Origin of the sequence: Streptomyces sp. NPDC127129 (assembly GCF_042671585.1) — a bacterium.
Classification (GTDB): Bacteria; Actinomycetota; Actinomycetes; order Streptomycetales; family Streptomycetaceae; genus Streptomyces.
On sequence record NZ_JBHXTV010000001.1, the window covers coordinates 101,594 to 116,985 of the forward strand.

At 71.0% G+C, this 15,392-nt stretch carries 10 protein-coding genes and 1 pseudogene; 5 read left to right on the top strand and 6 right to left on the bottom strand.

Translation table 11 applies throughout. From position 1 onward, the window contains the following. The 4 genes from ACFVGW_RS00415 to ACFVGW_RS00430 all read right to left on the bottom strand — a co-directional run. A partial coding sequence (locus ACFVGW_RS00415) for a hypothetical protein (RefSeq protein WP_385850102.1) occupies positions 1–903 on the bottom strand: 903 nt, incomplete at its 3' end. 887 nt (positions 904–1,790) lie between these two features. Next, entirely contained in the window at positions 1,791–2,837 is a 1,047-nt protein-coding gene (locus ACFVGW_RS00420; protein WP_385850103.1) for an ABC transporter ATP-binding protein, read from the bottom strand. Further along, entirely contained in the window at positions 2,834–4,441 is a 1,608-nt protein-coding gene (locus tag ACFVGW_RS00425; protein ID WP_385850104.1) for an ABC transporter permease, read from the bottom strand. Before ACFVGW_RS00425 ends, ACFVGW_RS00420 begins: the two co-directional genes overlap by 4 nt. A gap of 1 nt (position 4,442) precedes the next feature. After that, positions 4,443–5,462, bottom strand: a complete 1,020-nt coding sequence (locus ACFVGW_RS00430) for an iron ABC transporter substrate-binding protein (protein ID WP_385850105.1) — start codon at positions 5,460–5,462, stop codon at positions 4,443–4,445. A gap of 225 nt (positions 5,463–5,687) precedes the next feature. Here ACFVGW_RS00430 and ACFVGW_RS00435 point away from each other — a divergent pair, with 225 nt between their 5' ends. Beyond that, a complete protein-coding gene (locus tag ACFVGW_RS00435) occupies positions 5,688–8,270 on the top strand; it encodes an AMP-binding protein (protein ID WP_385850106.1) in 2,583 nt (860 codons plus the stop codon). A gap of 273 nt (positions 8,271–8,543) precedes the next feature. Here ACFVGW_RS00435 and ACFVGW_RS00440 read toward each other — a convergent pair whose 3' ends face one another. Both ACFVGW_RS00440 and ACFVGW_RS00445 read right to left on the bottom strand, forming a co-directional pair. Then, positions 8,544–9,263 (bottom strand): cation transporter, encoded by a 720-nt coding sequence (locus ACFVGW_RS00440; protein ID WP_385850107.1) that lies wholly within the window; start codon positions 9,261–9,263, stop codon positions 8,544–8,546. Positions 9,264–9,265: 2 nt separating this feature from the next. Beyond that, entirely contained in the window at positions 9,266–9,601 is a 336-nt protein-coding gene (locus ACFVGW_RS00445) for an ArsR/SmtB family transcription factor (RefSeq protein ID WP_385850108.1), read from the bottom strand. Between the two features lie 80 nt (positions 9,602–9,681). On the opposite strand from ACFVGW_RS00445, the gene ACFVGW_RS00450 reads away from it, so the two are divergent. The 4 genes and pseudogenes from ACFVGW_RS00450 to ACFVGW_RS00465 all read left to right on the top strand — a co-directional run bounded on the left by ACFVGW_RS00450 (position 9,682) and on the right by ACFVGW_RS00465 (position 15,375). After that, positions 9,682–10,254 (top strand): Chromate resistance protein ChrB, encoded by a 573-nt coding sequence (locus ACFVGW_RS00450; protein ID WP_385850109.1) that lies wholly within the window; start codon positions 9,682–9,684, stop codon positions 10,252–10,254. Continuing rightward, positions 10,251–11,438 carry an MFS transporter gene (locus tag ACFVGW_RS00455; protein ID WP_385850110.1) on the top strand — a complete coding sequence of 396 codons (1,188 nt, stop codon included), beginning with the start codon at positions 10,251–10,253 and terminating at the stop codon, positions 11,436–11,438. The genes ACFVGW_RS00450 and ACFVGW_RS00455 overlap by 4 nt, the downstream gene beginning before the upstream one ends. A gap of 262 nt (positions 11,439–11,700) precedes the next feature. Next, positions 11,701–12,177, top strand: a pseudogene (locus ACFVGW_RS00460) (sensor histidine kinase); the annotation flags it as partial. A 150-nt stretch (positions 12,178–12,327) separates the two neighbouring features. Next, positions 12,328–15,375: a Tn3 family transposase gene (locus tag ACFVGW_RS00465; protein ID WP_385850111.1), complete on the top strand. Its 3,048-nt coding sequence runs from the start codon at positions 12,328–12,330 to the stop codon at positions 15,373–15,375. Positions 15,376–15,392: the final 17 nt, after the last annotated feature.

Below are 15,392 nucleotides of genomic sequence, written 5' to 3' on the forward strand. Positions count from 1 at the left end.
GCTCTCACCGCCGCCGTGACCCCCGAAGCCCCCTCCCAGGCCACCTCCGAAGCCACCTTCATCGCCGCCACCGAATCCACCGCCACCACTGTGGCCGGGGCCGCCGATGCCGCCGAAGCCATCGCTCTCACCGCCGCCGTGACCCCCGAAGCCCCCTCCCAGGCCACCTCCGAAGCCACCTTCATCGCCGCCACCGAATCCACCGCCACCACTGTGGCCCCCGAAGCCACCTCCGAACCCGTCACCGTGGCCGTCGCCGAATCCTCCGCCGAAGTCACCGCCAGGGCCACCAAGGTCGCTGCCACCGTCACCGAAGCCGCCCGGCCCGTCAACGCCCAGGCCGCCGGGACCGTGGTCGCCGAAACCCGTATCGGCGTCTCCGAAGTCCCCGAAGTCCCCGAAATCGCCCGCGCCGCCGAAGTCGCCGCCCGGGTTGCCGAGGTCGCCCAACAAGGAGCCCCCGTCACCGAAGGACGTGTTGGCGACCGCATCGCCGAGCAGACTGCGGAAGTCGTCCGTTGCGGCGTCGATGTCGCCGGTCAGGTCCCGGGCGTCGCCCGCCTCGCCCGCGTCGGCCGTGTCCACGTGCGGCGCTGTGCTGTCGGCGGCCGCGGCATCCTGCGCCCCGGCGTCGACTACAGCGGGGTCGGGGGACACGTCGTGGTGCGCCAGGGCGTGTGCCGCGTTACCGAAGAAGAGCGACGACTTGGACAGCCGCGCGTCGAGGGTGGCCGGCCCGTCGGCCGTACTGGAGTCCACGCGGAGCCGACGCAGCTCGGTGACCTGCTCGGGCGTCAACCCGAGTCTTCGTGCCACCTCTTCGATGTCGCCATCGAGTTCGGCCGCGAAGGCGGGGTCGACCGCCAGGCGGGTCATGGCATCACGATAGGCGTTGTCGGTCATGGCCCCTCACGTTCTCCGTCGTCTGCGCACGCTGTGTTGATCCCGGCGGGAAGTGGAGGGTCCCCCTGGTCGGCGGCATGGATGCCTTTCCGGCCATCCCAACCGATGCCTGCAGGACCCTTATAGGCCGAATGCCCGACCCCCGCAAGGCCCGCGGTGCTCATCGACCAGGTGATCCAGTCCCTTCTGTCAGAGGTCAGCACCGCTTTCCGGACTTCGTGCGCCATGCAGACGCAAAGCGCTGGACACCTCGCCCGAGGCGAGTTCCGGCCAAGGTGTACACGCGTGGCTCTCCGTGGTGTCCGTCACGTTTGCACAGGCAAGCAGAGTGACACCGGAGCCGGCGTCCGGTAAGGCTCGCGACGAGGGCGACGAGGAGGGCGGCGCGGCCGGTCCGCGGGGATCTGCTGCACCCCGCGCCCGGCCACGCGGGTTGGGTGCCGACTTTCGCCGTCCAGTTATGGGGAATCCGCAGGTCCTGGCCCCGATCGGATGAGTTGCCGTACCGCTTAATGCGTCGGTCGGGGCCCACCGTCCCGTACGCCGGTGCCTCGAGCCAGCGCTGCCTGGGGTAGCACCAAGATCCGGACCATGCCTGGACCAGCTTGCCTGCCAGGAATGCGGCTCGGGCTCCCGACGTGAATCCGTTGCGACTGGCAGGCGGCTCGGGAACAGAGCGGCAAGTCGCCAGTGGGCGAAACCGGGGATTCTCGCGACCCTTGTCGTCCCCGGCTGTTGGCGCTCAGCGCTCCCAGAACCCCAGAGACTCGCGCCCAAACCGTCGCTCGTCAGCAGCCCCGACGAGGAGGAGTGGCGCGTTCACGGATGGGGGATCCCTCAGAGGGCCACTGAACGCAAAGCTCGGCCCATGCCCGCGCCCGGCATGATCAGGCAGGGCCTTCGTGCAGGGTGGCCTCGCCAGTGACCCGGATGCCGATCCGGCCGCCCTGTCGTACCTGGAGCGGGCCGGGGGCGCGGACATCGATCTGCTGGTCCAAGCCGTCGACAGAGACGGTGACCATGGAGTCATGGCCGTAGAAGCGGACGTTGGTGACGGTGCCCTGTGCGGTCGCCTGGTCCGGGCCGGTGAGGTGGAACTGCTCGGGGCGGAGAAGGACGAGTCCGTCGCGCAGGCCTCCAGGGGCGGCGACGAGGGGGATGCGGCCCAGTGGGGTGGTGGCAGTGTTCTCGTCGGCCGTACCGGTGACGAAGACGGCGTCGCCGACGAAGGAGGCCACCCAGGGGTCGGCGGGGCGCTGGTAGAGCTCCTCGGGGGTGGCGCATTGGGCGACGCGGCCGTCGCGGACGACGGCGACGACGTCGGCCGTGGAGAGAGCCTCCTGCTGGTCGTGGGTGACGAGGACGGCGGTGGCGCCGCTGTCCCGGAGGACGGCGCGAACCTCTGCCCGCACGGCGCCGCGCAGTCCGCTGTCGAGGGCGCTGAACGGCTCGTCGAGGAGGACGACATGGGGTTCGGGGGCGAGGGCGCGGGCCAGGGCGATCCGCTGCTGCTGGCCGCCGGAGAGTTCATGCGGCATCCGGTCGCCGTAGCCGCCGAGACCGACGAGCTCCAGCATCTCCCCGACACGCTTCGCGCGGGCGCCGCGCTCCGCTCCGGTCAGGCCGAAGGCGACGTTGCGGGCAACGCTCAAGTGCGGGAAGAGGGCGCCTTCCTGCGGGACGATGCCTATGCGGCGGCGCTCCGGCGGGAGGTGGACGCCGGGGCCTGCGAGAGTACGTCCGGCGACGGTGACGGTGCCCGCATCGGCTCGCAGGAAGCCGGCGATCACGCGCAGCAGGGTGGTCTTGCCGCAGCCGGACGGCCCCAGAACGGCGGCGAGGTGGCCGCCCTGGACGGCGAGGTCGAGGCCGTCGAGGACCGTGGCGCCGGGACCGTACGCCTTGGCCACGCCGCTGACCTGGAGGTCGTTCATGTGCGGTGCCTTCCGAGAAGGTAGGAGGGGACAGCGGCAAGGAGGATGAGGGCGGCGGCGTAAGGGGCCGCCGCGGCGAAGGATCCGGTACCCGTTTCCGTCCAGAGACGGGTCGCCAGGGTGTCCATGCCGGTAGGACGCAGCAGCAAGGTGGCCGGCAGTTCCTTCATGCAGACGACGAAGGTGAGGGCCGCGCCGGCGGCGACACCTGGTGCAGCGAGCGGCACGGTGACTTCGCGCAGCACGCCGAAAGGCGTACGACCCAGGGAGCGGGCCACATCGTCCAGTACGGGTGGCGCCTGGAGTACCGCGGCGCGGGTGGCGGCCACGGCGACGGGCAGGAAGAGCACCGCGTAGGCGCAGATCAGCAGAGGTGTCTCCTGGTAGACCGGCCGGGCGTAGCGGACCGCGAAGAAGACCAGGGCAAGCGCGACGGTGATGCCGGGGACGGCGTGCCCCGCATACGTGGCTTGCTCCAGGAGATGGGCGAGCCGGCCACGGTGGCGGGCCGCGATGACGCCCACCGGCAGGGCCAGCAACGTGGTGAGCGCGGCGCCGGCGGCGGCGACGCCGAGGGTGGTGAGCGCGGTACCGGTGAGCGTGGCCGGGTCCCAGGTCGCGGAGGAGCCGACGGCTAGCCAGTAGCCCAGAGTGGCCAGGGGGAAGCCGACGGCGGCCGCGACGACGGCGCCGCACCAGGCGAGGGCGGGCAGCCGCAGTCGGCCGAGCGCGGCGGGGACGGCCCGCCGGGCGGTTCCCGCTCCGGTGCGCGAGTACCCGGCCCGGCCTCGCGTGCGGGTCTCCGCGGCGACGAGCGCAATGGTCATGAGGACGAGTACGGCGCTGAGCGCGGCCGCCGGGGTGCGGTCGAAGCTGGCGCGGTAGGAGGTGTAGATGCCCCGGGTGAAGGTGTCGTACCGCATGAGGGACACCGCGCCGAAGTCGGAGAGCACGTACAGCGCGACGAGCAGTCCGCCGCCCGCCGCGGCCGGCCGCAGCTGGGGCAGGGTGACGGCCAGGAAGGTACGCAGCGGTCCGCGTCCCAGTGAGCGGGCGACCTCCTCGTGCCCGGGGTCGGTTCCGCGCAGGGCAGCGGCGACCGGCAGGTACACGTAGGGGAAGCTCGCGAGGGTCAGCGCGAGGGCCGATCCCGTGAATCCCGACAGCGAGGGAGCCGCGGAGAGCCAGGCGAAGGCGGTGACGTAACTCGGTACGGCCAGGGGCAGGGTGACGAGGACCGACCAGGCGCGGGCGCCGGGGAGGGCCGTGCGCGTGGTCAGCCAGGCGAGGGAGATACCCAGGAGCAGGCAGACGGCGACGACGGTGGACGTCAGGCCGAGGCTGCGCAGGAGCAGTTGACCGGTCCGGTCGCCCGCGACGACGTCCCAGGCGAAGGCGGGACCGCGTTCGAGGGCACGTACGGCAAGGTAGCCGAGGGGCAGGACGGCGAGGGCCGCCGCCAGGCAGGCGGGCACGATCAGGACCCATGAGGGTCTGGCGGCGCGATCGGTGCGACCGTCGGCACGCTTCCGCCCGGCGGGCGCGGGGGCGCTCGCCGGGCGGGAATCGTGACGCGTCCGGACGGGGGAATCCGGTGAGGTCACGTCAGACCAGTCCGGCTTCCTGGAGCATGGCCAGGGTTTCCTTCAGCGAGTCGAGCTTGCCGAGGTCGATCTTCGGCGGCTGGAGGGTCTCCAGGGGCGGCACGCTCTCGGCGGTCTTCACGCCGGCGGCCAGCGGGTACTCCTTGGTCTCCTCCGCGAAGTACGTCTGCGACTCGGCGGAGAGGAGGAAGTCGACGGCCTTCTGCGCGTACGCGGCCTGCTTCTCGTCGGCGCCCTTGAGGATGCCGACGCCGGCCACGTTGACGAGGCCGCCCGGGTCACCCTTGGGCAGGTAGTGGATCTTGGCCTTCATCTTGTCGGCGCCCTTCTCGGCCACCTGCTCGTACCAGTAGTAGTGGTTGAGCAGGCCGAGGGAGACCTCGCCCTTGTCGACGGCTTCGAGGACCTTGAGGTTGCCCTCGTACACCTTGGGCTCGTTGGCCTTGAGGCCCTTGAGCCATGTGCGGGTGGCCTCGTCGCCCTCCAGGACGCGCATGCCGGTGACGAACGCCTGGAAGGAGGCGTTGGTCGGCACGAAACCGATCTTGCCCTTCCACTCGGGCTTCACGAGCTCGTGGACGCTGTTCGGCGGCGTCGGGACCTGGTCGGGGTTGTACCCGAGGACGCGCACGCGCCCGCTGACGCCGGTCCAGTCGCCCGCCGAACCGCGGTAGGCGGTGTCGACCTTGTCGAGGGTGGCTGCGGGGAGCGGTGCGAGTCGCTGCTCCTTGGAGAGCGCGCCGAGGGCTCCGGCGTCCTGGGAGAGGAACAGCCCGGCCTCGGTGTTGTCGCCCTCCTCCAGGAGCTGCGCGGAGAGCTCGGCACTGTCGCCGTAGCGGACCTCGACGTTGGTGCCGAGGCTCTTCTCCAGCTTCTCGATGAGCGGCTTCACCAGGTTCTCGTTACGGCCGGAGTAGATGACCAGTCCGGCCGGTTCGTCGCTGCCGCAGCTCGCGAGCGCGGGAACGAGGAGGGCTGCCGCGGTGAGCGCGGTCAGCGTGCGAGCCAAGGGGCGGCGCATGTGGGGTGATGCCTTCCTGCCATGCCGATCGCTGCCCTCGCCCACGGCAATTGGGTCCTGCGACGAGCGACGAAGAGCTACTGGGAGAACCTGTGAATACGGCATTGATAAGGTAAAGCTAACCTAATGGTCAAGGCAGGGTTTGATAACGGACCGGTCGCGAATGGGCATCCGGTGACGACACCCCCTCTTCTCGATTAGGAAAGCCTTACCTACGATGCGCCCGTGACGCTCCTGCCTGCCCCGCCCGCCGGTGGCCACACCCTCCCCCTCGCCCACGGCCTCGCGCTGCACGGCGACCGCACCGCCCTCGTCACCTCCGAGGGCGCGGTCTCCTACGGCGAGCTGGCCCGACGGGTCGCTGACACCGCAAGACGGCTCGGCCCGGGGCGCCGCCTCGTGCTCCTGCCCGGCGCCAACACGGTCGGCGCGCTCGTCGTCCACCTGGCCGCGCTCGCCTCGGGCCACCCGGTCCTGCTGGTGCCTGGAGAGCACTCGGAGGCCGTGGCGGCGCTGACCGCCGCGTACGACCCCGACATCGTCGTCCACCCCGGCACGGACGAGTGGCGGATCGAGGAGCGACGGACAGGCTCCGCCCACCGCTTCCACCCCGACCTCGCCCTGCTCCTCAGCACGTCGGGCTCGACCGGCTCCCCCAAGCTCGTCCGGCTCTCGTACGACAACCTCCAGGCGAACGCCGAGTCGATCGCCACATACCTCGGCATTCGTGACACCGACCGGGCGGCGACGACCCTGCCGATGCACTACTGCTACGGCCTGTCCGTCATCCACAGCCACCTGCTGCGCGGCGCCGGCCTCGTCCTCACCGAACTCTCGGTCGCCGACGCCTGCTTCTGGGACCTCTTCCGCACCGCCGGCGGCAGCGCCCTCGCAGGTGTCCCGTACACCTTCGACCTCCTCGACCGAATCGGCTTCGCCGAGATGGACCTGCCGCACCTGCGGTACGTCACCCAGGCCGGCGGCCGCCTTGCACCCGAACGGGTCACCCAGTACGCCGAGTTGGGCCAGCGACGCGGCTGGGACCTCTTCGTCATGTACGGCCAGACCGAGGCGACCGCGCGCATGGCCTACCTGCCGCCGGAACTCGCGGCCACGCATCCGGGAGCGATCGGCGTTCCCGTTCCCGGCGGGTCGTTCAGGCTCGAAGCCGTGGACGAGACCTCCGGGTCCGGGGCGTACGTCGGCGAACTCGTCTACTCCGGCCCGAACGTCATGCTGGGCTACGCCCACACTCCCGACGACCTCGCCCTCGGCCGTACCGTCGACGCCCTGCGCACCGGCGACCTGGCCCGGCTCACCGACGAGGGCCTGTACGAGATCGTCGGCCGCCGCAGCCGGTTCCTGAAGATCCTCGGCCTGCGGATCGACCCTCAGCAGGTCGAGACGACACTCGAAGAACGCCACGGCCTCAGCGCACTGTGCGCAGGGGACGACGAGGGGCTCGCCCTCGCCGTCGTGCGCGAGCCGGGATGGGACGAACGGCGGATCCGAAGACGTGTGGCGGACGAGTTCGGCCTGCCCTCGCGTGCGATACGCGTCCATCTGCTGCCCGAACTCCCCCGCCTGCCCACGGGCAAGCCCGACTACCAGACCGTCCGCACCCTGGGCCGACCGGACGAGGTCGGAGTCCCGCCCGGTGGCACCGGCGCCGACGACCTGTGCGCCCTCTACGCCCGGATCCTCGACCGTACGGATGTGACACCTGACAGCACCTTCGTGGGGCTCGGCGGCGACTCCCTGTCCTACGTCGAGATGTCGCTCCACCTCGAAAAGCGCCTCGGCCATCTCCCTGCGAGCTGGCACACGACGCCGATCAGCGAACTGCGGGTTCCCGAGCGGAAGACCTGGGGTGGACGCAGGTCCCTGGAGACCAGCGTCGCTCTGCGCGCGGTGGCGATCGTGTGCATCGTCGGCTCACACGTGCGGCTGTTCGAGCTCCGGGGCGGCGCGCACCTGCTGCTCGCGGTGGCCGGTTTCAATTTCGCCCGCTTCCTGCTCACCTCCGCCGAGCGGCGCGAACGCATCCGCCGGACGGGGCGGAGCATCGCGCGCGTCGCCCTGCCCTGCGTGGCCTGGACCGCCTTCGCGATCCTGATCGGCGCCGGCTACAACCTGAGCAATCTCCTCCTGCTTCACAACGCCCTCTTCCCCCAGGACATGGGGCCCGGTCTGCACCTGTGGTTCGTGGAGGCACTCGTCTACATCCTGCTCGCCACCCTGGCGCTGCTGGCCCTGCCCGCCGTCGACCGGGCCGAACGGCGCTTCCCGTACGGCCTCCCCCTCGCCCTCGTCGCACTCGGCCTGCTCACCCGCTACGAGCTGGTCGGCCTCCCCGAGCGCTCCCAGATGACCGACGCCGTCACCGTGTTCTGGCTGTTCGCCCTGGGCTGGGCGGCCGCGAAGGCCCGCACAACGCCCCATCGCCTGCTCGTCACTCTCGCCGCGCTCGCCACGGTCCCCGGCTTCTTCCCCGGCGAGCCCCGGCGCGAGGCGTTCATCCTCATCGGATTCGCCCTGCTGGTGTGGTTCCCCACTCTTCCCAGCCACCACCGGGTCAACCAGGCGGCGGGGCTCCTCGCCGCCAGCTCGCTCTCCATCTACCTGACGCATTGGCAGATCTACCCGATCCTCGACGGCGTCTCCGAACCCTTGTCACTGGTCACGGCCCTCCTCTTCGGCATCGGTTACGCCAAGGGGGCGGACCATCTGGCCCGGAGGCTGGCAGCGCTGCCCCGCCTGGCCGCACTGCGCATGGGATGGCCCAGCTCCCGCCGGAAGCACCGCTGAGCTCCTTCCACGGTTTGCGCGGCAAACTGACGTGCGCGGGGCGCAGACGCCTTGGTCCCGTTTCAGGTCGCTCTGGAGACGCCCGGCCATCATCGCGGACAGCAGTACGCCGCCGAGGCTGGAGAAGCTGTCGTACGAGGCGTTGACCGCGCCGTCCGCCGAGCCCGTGGTGGCCACGCCGAAGAGAGCCGCGCCTCGGGCCTCAACGGCCTCGGATAATCGACGGCAGCGGACCCCGGCGTGACGCCGGGCCCGCTGCGGACTGGTGGGCGGTCAGTTGCAGCAGTCGCAACCTGGGCGGCAGCCGCAGGCGTCCGTCTCCTGTCGCTGGGCGGGGACTGTGGCGGCCGGGGCCGCGCAGCAGCCCTTGCCCTGCCAGGCGTCGCGGCCTTCCTTGACGGCGATGGCGGCAATGACGAGGGCCGCGATCGGGTCGGCCCAGGACCAGCCGAGGGTGGCGTTCAGGATCAGGCCGAGCAGGAGCACGGCGGACAGGTAGGTGCACAGGAGCGTCTGCTTGGAGTCCGCGACCGCGGAGGCGGAGCCGAGTTCGCGGCCGGCGCGGCGCTGGGCTGCGGACAGGAACGGCATGATCGCGAGCGAGAGGGCGGCGATGACGATGCCGGGGATGGAGCGGTCGGCCTCCCCGGTACCGGTCAGCGCGCGAACGGCGTCGAAGGAGACGTAGGCGGCGAGCGCGAAGAAGGAGACCGCGATGATGCGCAGGGTGCGCTTCTCGCGAGCTTCCCGTACGGCGTGGTCGCGGGCGGAGAACTGCCAGGCGACCGCGGCGGCGGAGGAAACTTCGATGATCGAGTCGAGTCCGAAGCCGATCAGGGCGGTGGAGGAGGCGATCGTGCCGGCGGTGAGGGCGACGACCGCTTCGACGACGTTGTACGTGATCGTCGCCGCGACCACGAGTCGTATCCGGCGGGTGAGCGCGTCGCGGCGGGCCGGTGAGGGACCGAGGGATATCGATATCTCGGCGGTCATGGTCAGCAGCAGCCCTTCGTTTCGGCGTCCGGGCAGGTCCGGTCGGTCTCGACGGCGACCACGGCGGTGCGCAGATCGTCCAGCGCGTGGCCGAGGCGTTCGTCGGCGAGCTCGTAGCGGGTGCGGCGGCCGTCGGGGACGGTGATGACGAGGCCGCAGTCGCGCAGGCAGGCCAGGTGGTTCGACAGGCGGGTCCGCGAGACGCCGAGCGCGTCGGCGAGGTCGGCCGGGTAGGCGGGAGCGTCGCGCAGGGCGAGCAGGATGCGGCAGCGGATGGGATCGGCGAGCGCGCGGCCGAACCTGGCCAGCACCTCGATGTCGGAGGCAACAGTCAGCACGGCATGAAGATACATGCATCACTGAATTCAGCAAAGCCTGAACTGAGCGACGAGGCGTGGATGTAACGCCTGCTACATTCATGGTCGTGACGAACGCTGAGCAGGCTTTCCGGTGGCTGATCCTGGTGATCAAGCTGCCCGCCGCCCCCTCCCGGCACCGCGTGGCGGTGTGGCGGGAGCTGCGCAAGATCGGCGCCCTTTCCCTGGGGCAGGGCATCTGGGCGGTGCCGGAGGTACCGGTCTTCGCCGAAGGGGTCCGGCGTGCCCTCGAACTCACCGACAGTGCAGGCGGACAGGGCGTGACGCTGCAGGCGTCCGGCCGCTCCGACCAGGACGCGGCCCGGTTCCGGGGGATGTTCACGGCCGCACGCTCCGCGGACTGGACGGAGTTCCTCGCCGACTGCGTCAAGTTCGAGGAGGAGATCGCCAAGGAGATCCGGATCGCCAAGTTCACCCTTGCCGAGCTGGAGGAAGAGGAGCAGAGCCTGGAGCGGCTGCGCCGCTGGCACCGCGACCTGACCGCTCGGGATGTCTTCGGGGCACCCGAGGCAACCGAAGCCGGCCGACGGCTCAAGCAGTGCGCCGCCGCCTGCGAGGCCTATGCCGAGCGGGTCTTCGACGCGCTCCACACCACCGACGAGGACCTTTCATGACCGCGCAGCCCATAGCCTCGGCCGCTCCGAGACGAGCCATGTGGCCTCTGTACGCGGCCGGGTTCACCACCGCCTTCGGTGCCCACGGCATCGCCGCCAACCTCGGCGGCTTCTCCGAGGACGCCGTCACCTCCCTGCTCGTCCTGGGCGGACTGCTCGCCCTCTACGACGGCGCCGAGGTTCTCCTCAAGCCCGTCTTCGGTTCGCTCGCCGACCGCGTCGGCGGCAAGCCCGTACTTCTCGGCGGCCTCATCGCCTTCGCCGCCGCTTCCGCGCTGTACGCGATCGCCGACAGCCCCGGCTGGCTGTGGGCGGCACGCCTGGGCCAGGGCGCCGCCGCCTCCGCCTTCTCCCCCTCCGCATCCGCGCTGGTCGCCCGCCTCAACCCGGCCGCCAAACGCGGGCGCGCCTTCGGCTCGTACGGCTTCTACAAGTCCATCGGCTACACCCTCGGCCCCCTCCTCGGAGGCCTCCTCGTCTGGGCGGGCGGTCTGCGCCTGCTGTTCACGGTGATGGCCCTGTGCGCGGCGGCCGTCGCCGTCTGGGCCGCACTCGCGGTGCCCGTCGTGCCGCCCCTGCCGCGCAAGCGGCAGACGGTCGCCGACCTCGCCCGCCGCCTGGCCGACCGTTCCTTCCTCGCCCCGACGGCAGCCCTCGCGGCCGCCACCGCCGCCCTCTCCGTCGGCGTGGGCTTCCTGCCAGTCACCGGCTCCGCGGCCGGACTCGGCACCGTCGCCACCGGCGCCGCCGTCTCTGTCCTCGCCGCCACCGCCGCAGTCGTCCAGCCGAAGGCCGGCCGGGCCCTCGACGCCGGACGCCTCACCACTCGCACCGGACTGCTCGGCGGACTGCTCATCACCGCCGCCGGACTCACGGCCGCCATGCTTCCCGGCCTGGCAGGCGTCCTTCTCGCCGCCGCTCTCATCGGGACCGGCACCGGGCTGATCACCCCGCTCGGCTTCGCCGCCCTCGCCGCCTCCACCCCCGAGGAACGCATGGGCCAGACCATGGGATCGGCGGAACTCGGCCGCGAACTCGGCGACGCAGGCGGCCCGCTGCTCGTCGCCGGTGTCGCGACCGTCTCGACCCTCACCACCGGCTACGCGGCCCTCGCCCTCCTGCTGGCAGTCGGTCCGCTGCTCGCGCTGGCACTCCGTACCCGCACTGCGCCCGCGGCGGAGTAGCCCGGAGCGATCTTCAAGCACCTTCGTTCGCCGGCAGGGAGGGATGGCCAGGCCCTTGACGTCCGTCGCCTCCACGGGGGGCTTGCAGCCGGTACCGAGGTACAGCGGGCTACCAAGTGCCGCGCCTGGACCCATTTCCTGGGCCTACTTCGGCAGTTCGGCGGTCGGCCGATGCGCTCGGCGGTCGGCTGGTCGACTGTCTGGCCCGGGACGTCGGGGGGCCGGTTCGTCCAGGTGCGGGCGTTCGCTGCGTCTCGCAGGTATCGCCGGGCTGATCGCCGCCGGCGCCGCAGGCGAAGCCCTGCGGCAGGCCGAGCGCCGAGCGGACGAAGCCGAGCGCACCCGCGAGGAGACCGCGCGGCGCCGCGCCGACGCGGAGCGACTGCACATCGCGAGGGAGCTGCACGATTCGCTCACCCATCAGATCTCTGTCATCAAGGTGCAGTCCGAAGTCGCCGTCCATGTGGCCCGCAAGCGAGGTGAACAGGCGCCGGAGGCCCTGCTGGCGATCCGGGAGGCCGGACGTGAGGCGGCGAGGGAGCTGCGTGCCACGCGGGAGGCGCTGCGCGACGACGACACGACCCCGCCGCCCGGGCTCGGCCACGTCCCTGAGCCGGTGGAGGGGGCCGGCAGGGGCGGGCTTGCGGCGACGCTGACGATCGAGGGGCAGCGGCACGACGTACCGGCGGCGGTGGGCCGGACCGTCTACCGAATCGTTCAGGAGTCGCTCACCGACATCGGCCCTGTTCTCCCGAAGCTGCCGTGAAGTGACAAGTAGCTCTCTGTAGCGGATCTGGGGTGCGCTTGTCAGCGTTTTCGATCTTCTGGGTTCATCGGGGGCCGTGCTCGGCGACGTTGGTCCGGTCATGACGACCGGAAGGAGCCCGGGGTGCGGCAGGAATGGGAGCCGGAGGACCTGATCGAGGTCTGGACGCTGCTGGAGGAGGACCAGGAGCGGCTGCGGAACAAGTCGGGGGCGAACCGGTTGGGGTTCGCGCTGCTGCTGAAGTTCTTCGAGGTGGAGGCCCGGTTCCCGGAGAACGCCGAGGAGATCCCGGCGCCGGCGGTGTCGTACGTTGCCCAGCAGGTGAAGGTTCCCGCCGAGGAGTGGGCCGCGTACGACTGGGCGGGGCGGGCGATCAAGCGGCACCGGGTGGAGATCCGGGGCGCGTTCGGCTTCCGCGAGTGCACGGAGGAGGACCAGGCCCAGCTTGCCGAGTGGCTGGCGGTGGAGCTGTGCGGGGTGGAGCTGTCCCGTGACCGGCTGGCGGAGGCCGTGGTGGCCCGCTGCCGCAAGGACAGGCTGGAGCCGCCCACGCCGGGGCGTATCACCCGCCTGGTGGGGTCGGCGGTCAAGACCTTCGAGGAACGGTTCTGCGCGACCACGGTGGGCCGGCTGTCGGCGGCGACCCGGTCCCGGCTGGATGACCTGATCGCCGAGGACGCCGACGCGAGCGAGGACAGCACGGGCGGCGGGGGCACGTTCTTCACCGAGCTGAAGGCCGACCCGGGCGCGCTGGGGCTGGACAGCCTCCTGGCGGAGGTGAACAAGCTCCAGCGGGTGCGCGCGCTGGAGCTGCCGCCGGAGCTGTTTGGGGACGTGTCGGAGAAGCTGGTGGCCGCCTGGCGGGCACGGGCGTCGAAGGAGTACCCCTCGGACTTGCGGGCGGCGGCCGGCCCGGTGCGGTACACGCTGCTGGCCACGCTGTGCCACGTGCGGGAGACGGAGATCACCGACTCGCTGGTGGAGTTGTTCATCCAGCTCGTGCAGAAGATCAACACACGGGCGGAGAAGAAGGTCGAGGGCGAGTTCAACAAGGAGATGAAGCGGGTCCGCGGCAAGGAGGGCATCCTGCTGCGGCTGGCTGAGGCGGCGGTCGCGGAGCCGGGCGGCACGGTCCGCAAGGTGATCTATCCGGTGGCCGGGGAGTCGACGCTGAAGGCGCTGGCGGCGGAGGCGGCGGCGAACGAAGCCCGTTACCGGGCCCGGGTGCGTACAGTGCTGCGCTCGTCGTACTCCAACCACTGGCGGCGGATGCTCTCGCCGCTGCTGAACGCGTTGGAGATGAAGTGCAACAACACCGCCTACCGGCCGGTGATGGACGCGATCGACCTGCTCAAGCGGTACCTGGACCAGCCCATCGCCAAGGAGGGTGCGTTCTTCGACGAGGCGGAGAAGATCCCGCTCGCGGGGGTGGTGCGAGATGAGTGGCGCAAGGCGGTGGTGGACGAGCGCGGCCGGGTGGAGCGCATCCCGTACGAGCTGTGCGTGCTCGTGGCGCTGCGGGACGCGCTGCGGCGGCGGGAGATCTGGGTGCCGGGCGCGAATCGGTGGCAGAACCCGGAGGACGATCTGCCACCGGACTTCGAGGACAACCGCGATGTCCACTACGACGCGATCCGCCAGCCGCAGGACCCGGAGAAGTTCATCGGGGCCCTTCAGAAGCGGCTGCGCGAGGCTCTGACCCGCTTCGACACGGCGCTGGAGGTGGGCACCACGGGCGGGGTGGACATCGTCCGCCGGCACGGCGAGCCGTGGATCAAGGTCTCGCCGCTGGGCAAGCAGGAAGAACCGGAGAACCTGGTCGCGCTGAAGGCGGAGATCGAACGCCGCTGGGGCACCATCGACCTGATCGACATCCTCAAGGAGGCAGAGTTCGCCACCGGCTTCACGTCCGAGTTCACCTCGGTCGCCACGCGGGAGGCGGTCCCGAAGGCGGTGCTGCGGCGCCGCCTGCTGCTGGTGTTGTTCGCCCTGGGTACGAACATGGGGATCAAGCGGGTCGCGGTCACCGGCAGGCACGGCGAGAGCGAGGCCGTTCTGCGGCGGGTGCGGCACCTGTTCGTCAACCGGGCCAACCTGCGCTCCGCGCTGGTGCGGCTGGTCAACTCCACCTTCGCCGCCCGCGATGCCGCGTGGTGGGGCGAGGGCACCGCCTGCGCGAGCGATTCCAAGAAGTTCGGCTCCTGGTCCAGCAACTTCATGACCGAGTGGCACCAGCGGTACCGCGGACCCGGGGTGATGATCTACTGGCACGTCGAGAAGAAGTCGCTGTGCGTCTACAGCCAGCTCAAGTCCTGCTCGGCCTCCGAGGTCGCCGCGATGATCGAGGGCGTGCTGCGGCACTGCACGGACGTGGAGATCGACCGGCAGTACACCGACACGCACGGCGCCTCCATCGTCGGGTTCGCCTTCGCCCACATGCTCGGCTTCAACCTGCTGCCCCGGCTGAAGAACGTCGGCTCCGCGCGGCTGTACCGGCCGACGGCCGGGAAGGACGAGAAGTGGCCGAACCTGGCGCCGGTGCTGTCGACCAAGACGATCGACTGGGACCTGATCCGCCAGCAGTACGACCAGATCGTGAAGTACACCACCGCCCTACGCCTGGGCACCGCCGAGGCCGAGCAGGTCCTGCGCCGCTTCACCCGCGGTGGGCCCAAGCACCCGACGTACCGGGCGATCGAGGAACTCGGACGGGCGGTACGTACGGCGTTCATCTGCGACTACCTCGCGGACGCCGGCCTGCGCCGCGAGATCAACGACGGCCTCCAGGTCGTGGAGAACTGGAACAGCGCCAACCACGACCTGTTCTACGGCAAGGACGGCGACCTGACCGGCTCCGACAAGGAGTCCCAGGAGGTGTCCATGCTCGCCCTGCACCTGCTCCAGTCCGCGCTGGTGCACGTCAACACCCTGCTCCTCCAGGACATCCTGAGCGAGGAGAAGTGGCAGAAGCGGCTCACCGACGCCGACCGGCGGGCCCTGTCCCCGCTGTTCTGGACCCACGTGAACCCCTACGGCCGGTTCGAGCTGGACATGAACTCCCACCTCGCCCTCGCCGCCGCGGCGGCGGCCACGGTGCCCGGTCCTCGTGCCGAGCCCGAGGCGGAAACCGCACAGTCGGCGGCGGCCGGTGCGGCCGGGTCGGCATCCTGAAGACCCGGCCGCACCGC

Excerpts from the sequence above, each read along its gene's own strand:
- ACFVGW_RS00430 (WP_385850105.1), bottom strand. The coding sequence starts at position 5,462 with ATGCGCCGCCCCTTGGCTCGCACGCTGACCGCGCTCACCGCGGCAGCC.
- ACFVGW_RS00450 (WP_385850109.1), top strand. The coding sequence starts at position 9,682 with ATGGTCGTGACGAACGCTGAGCAGGCTTTCCGGTGGCTGATCCTGGTG.
- ACFVGW_RS00455 (WP_385850110.1), top strand. The coding sequence starts at position 10,251 with ATGACCGCGCAGCCCATAGCCTCGGCCGCTCCGAGACGAGCCATGTGG.
- ACFVGW_RS00420 (WP_385850103.1), bottom strand. The coding sequence starts at position 2,837 with ATGAACGACCTCCAGGTCAGCGGCGTGGCCAAGGCGTACGGTCCCGGC.
- ACFVGW_RS00440 (WP_385850107.1), bottom strand. The coding sequence starts at position 9,263 with ATGACCGCCGAGATATCGATATCCCTCGGTCCCTCACCGGCCCGCCGC.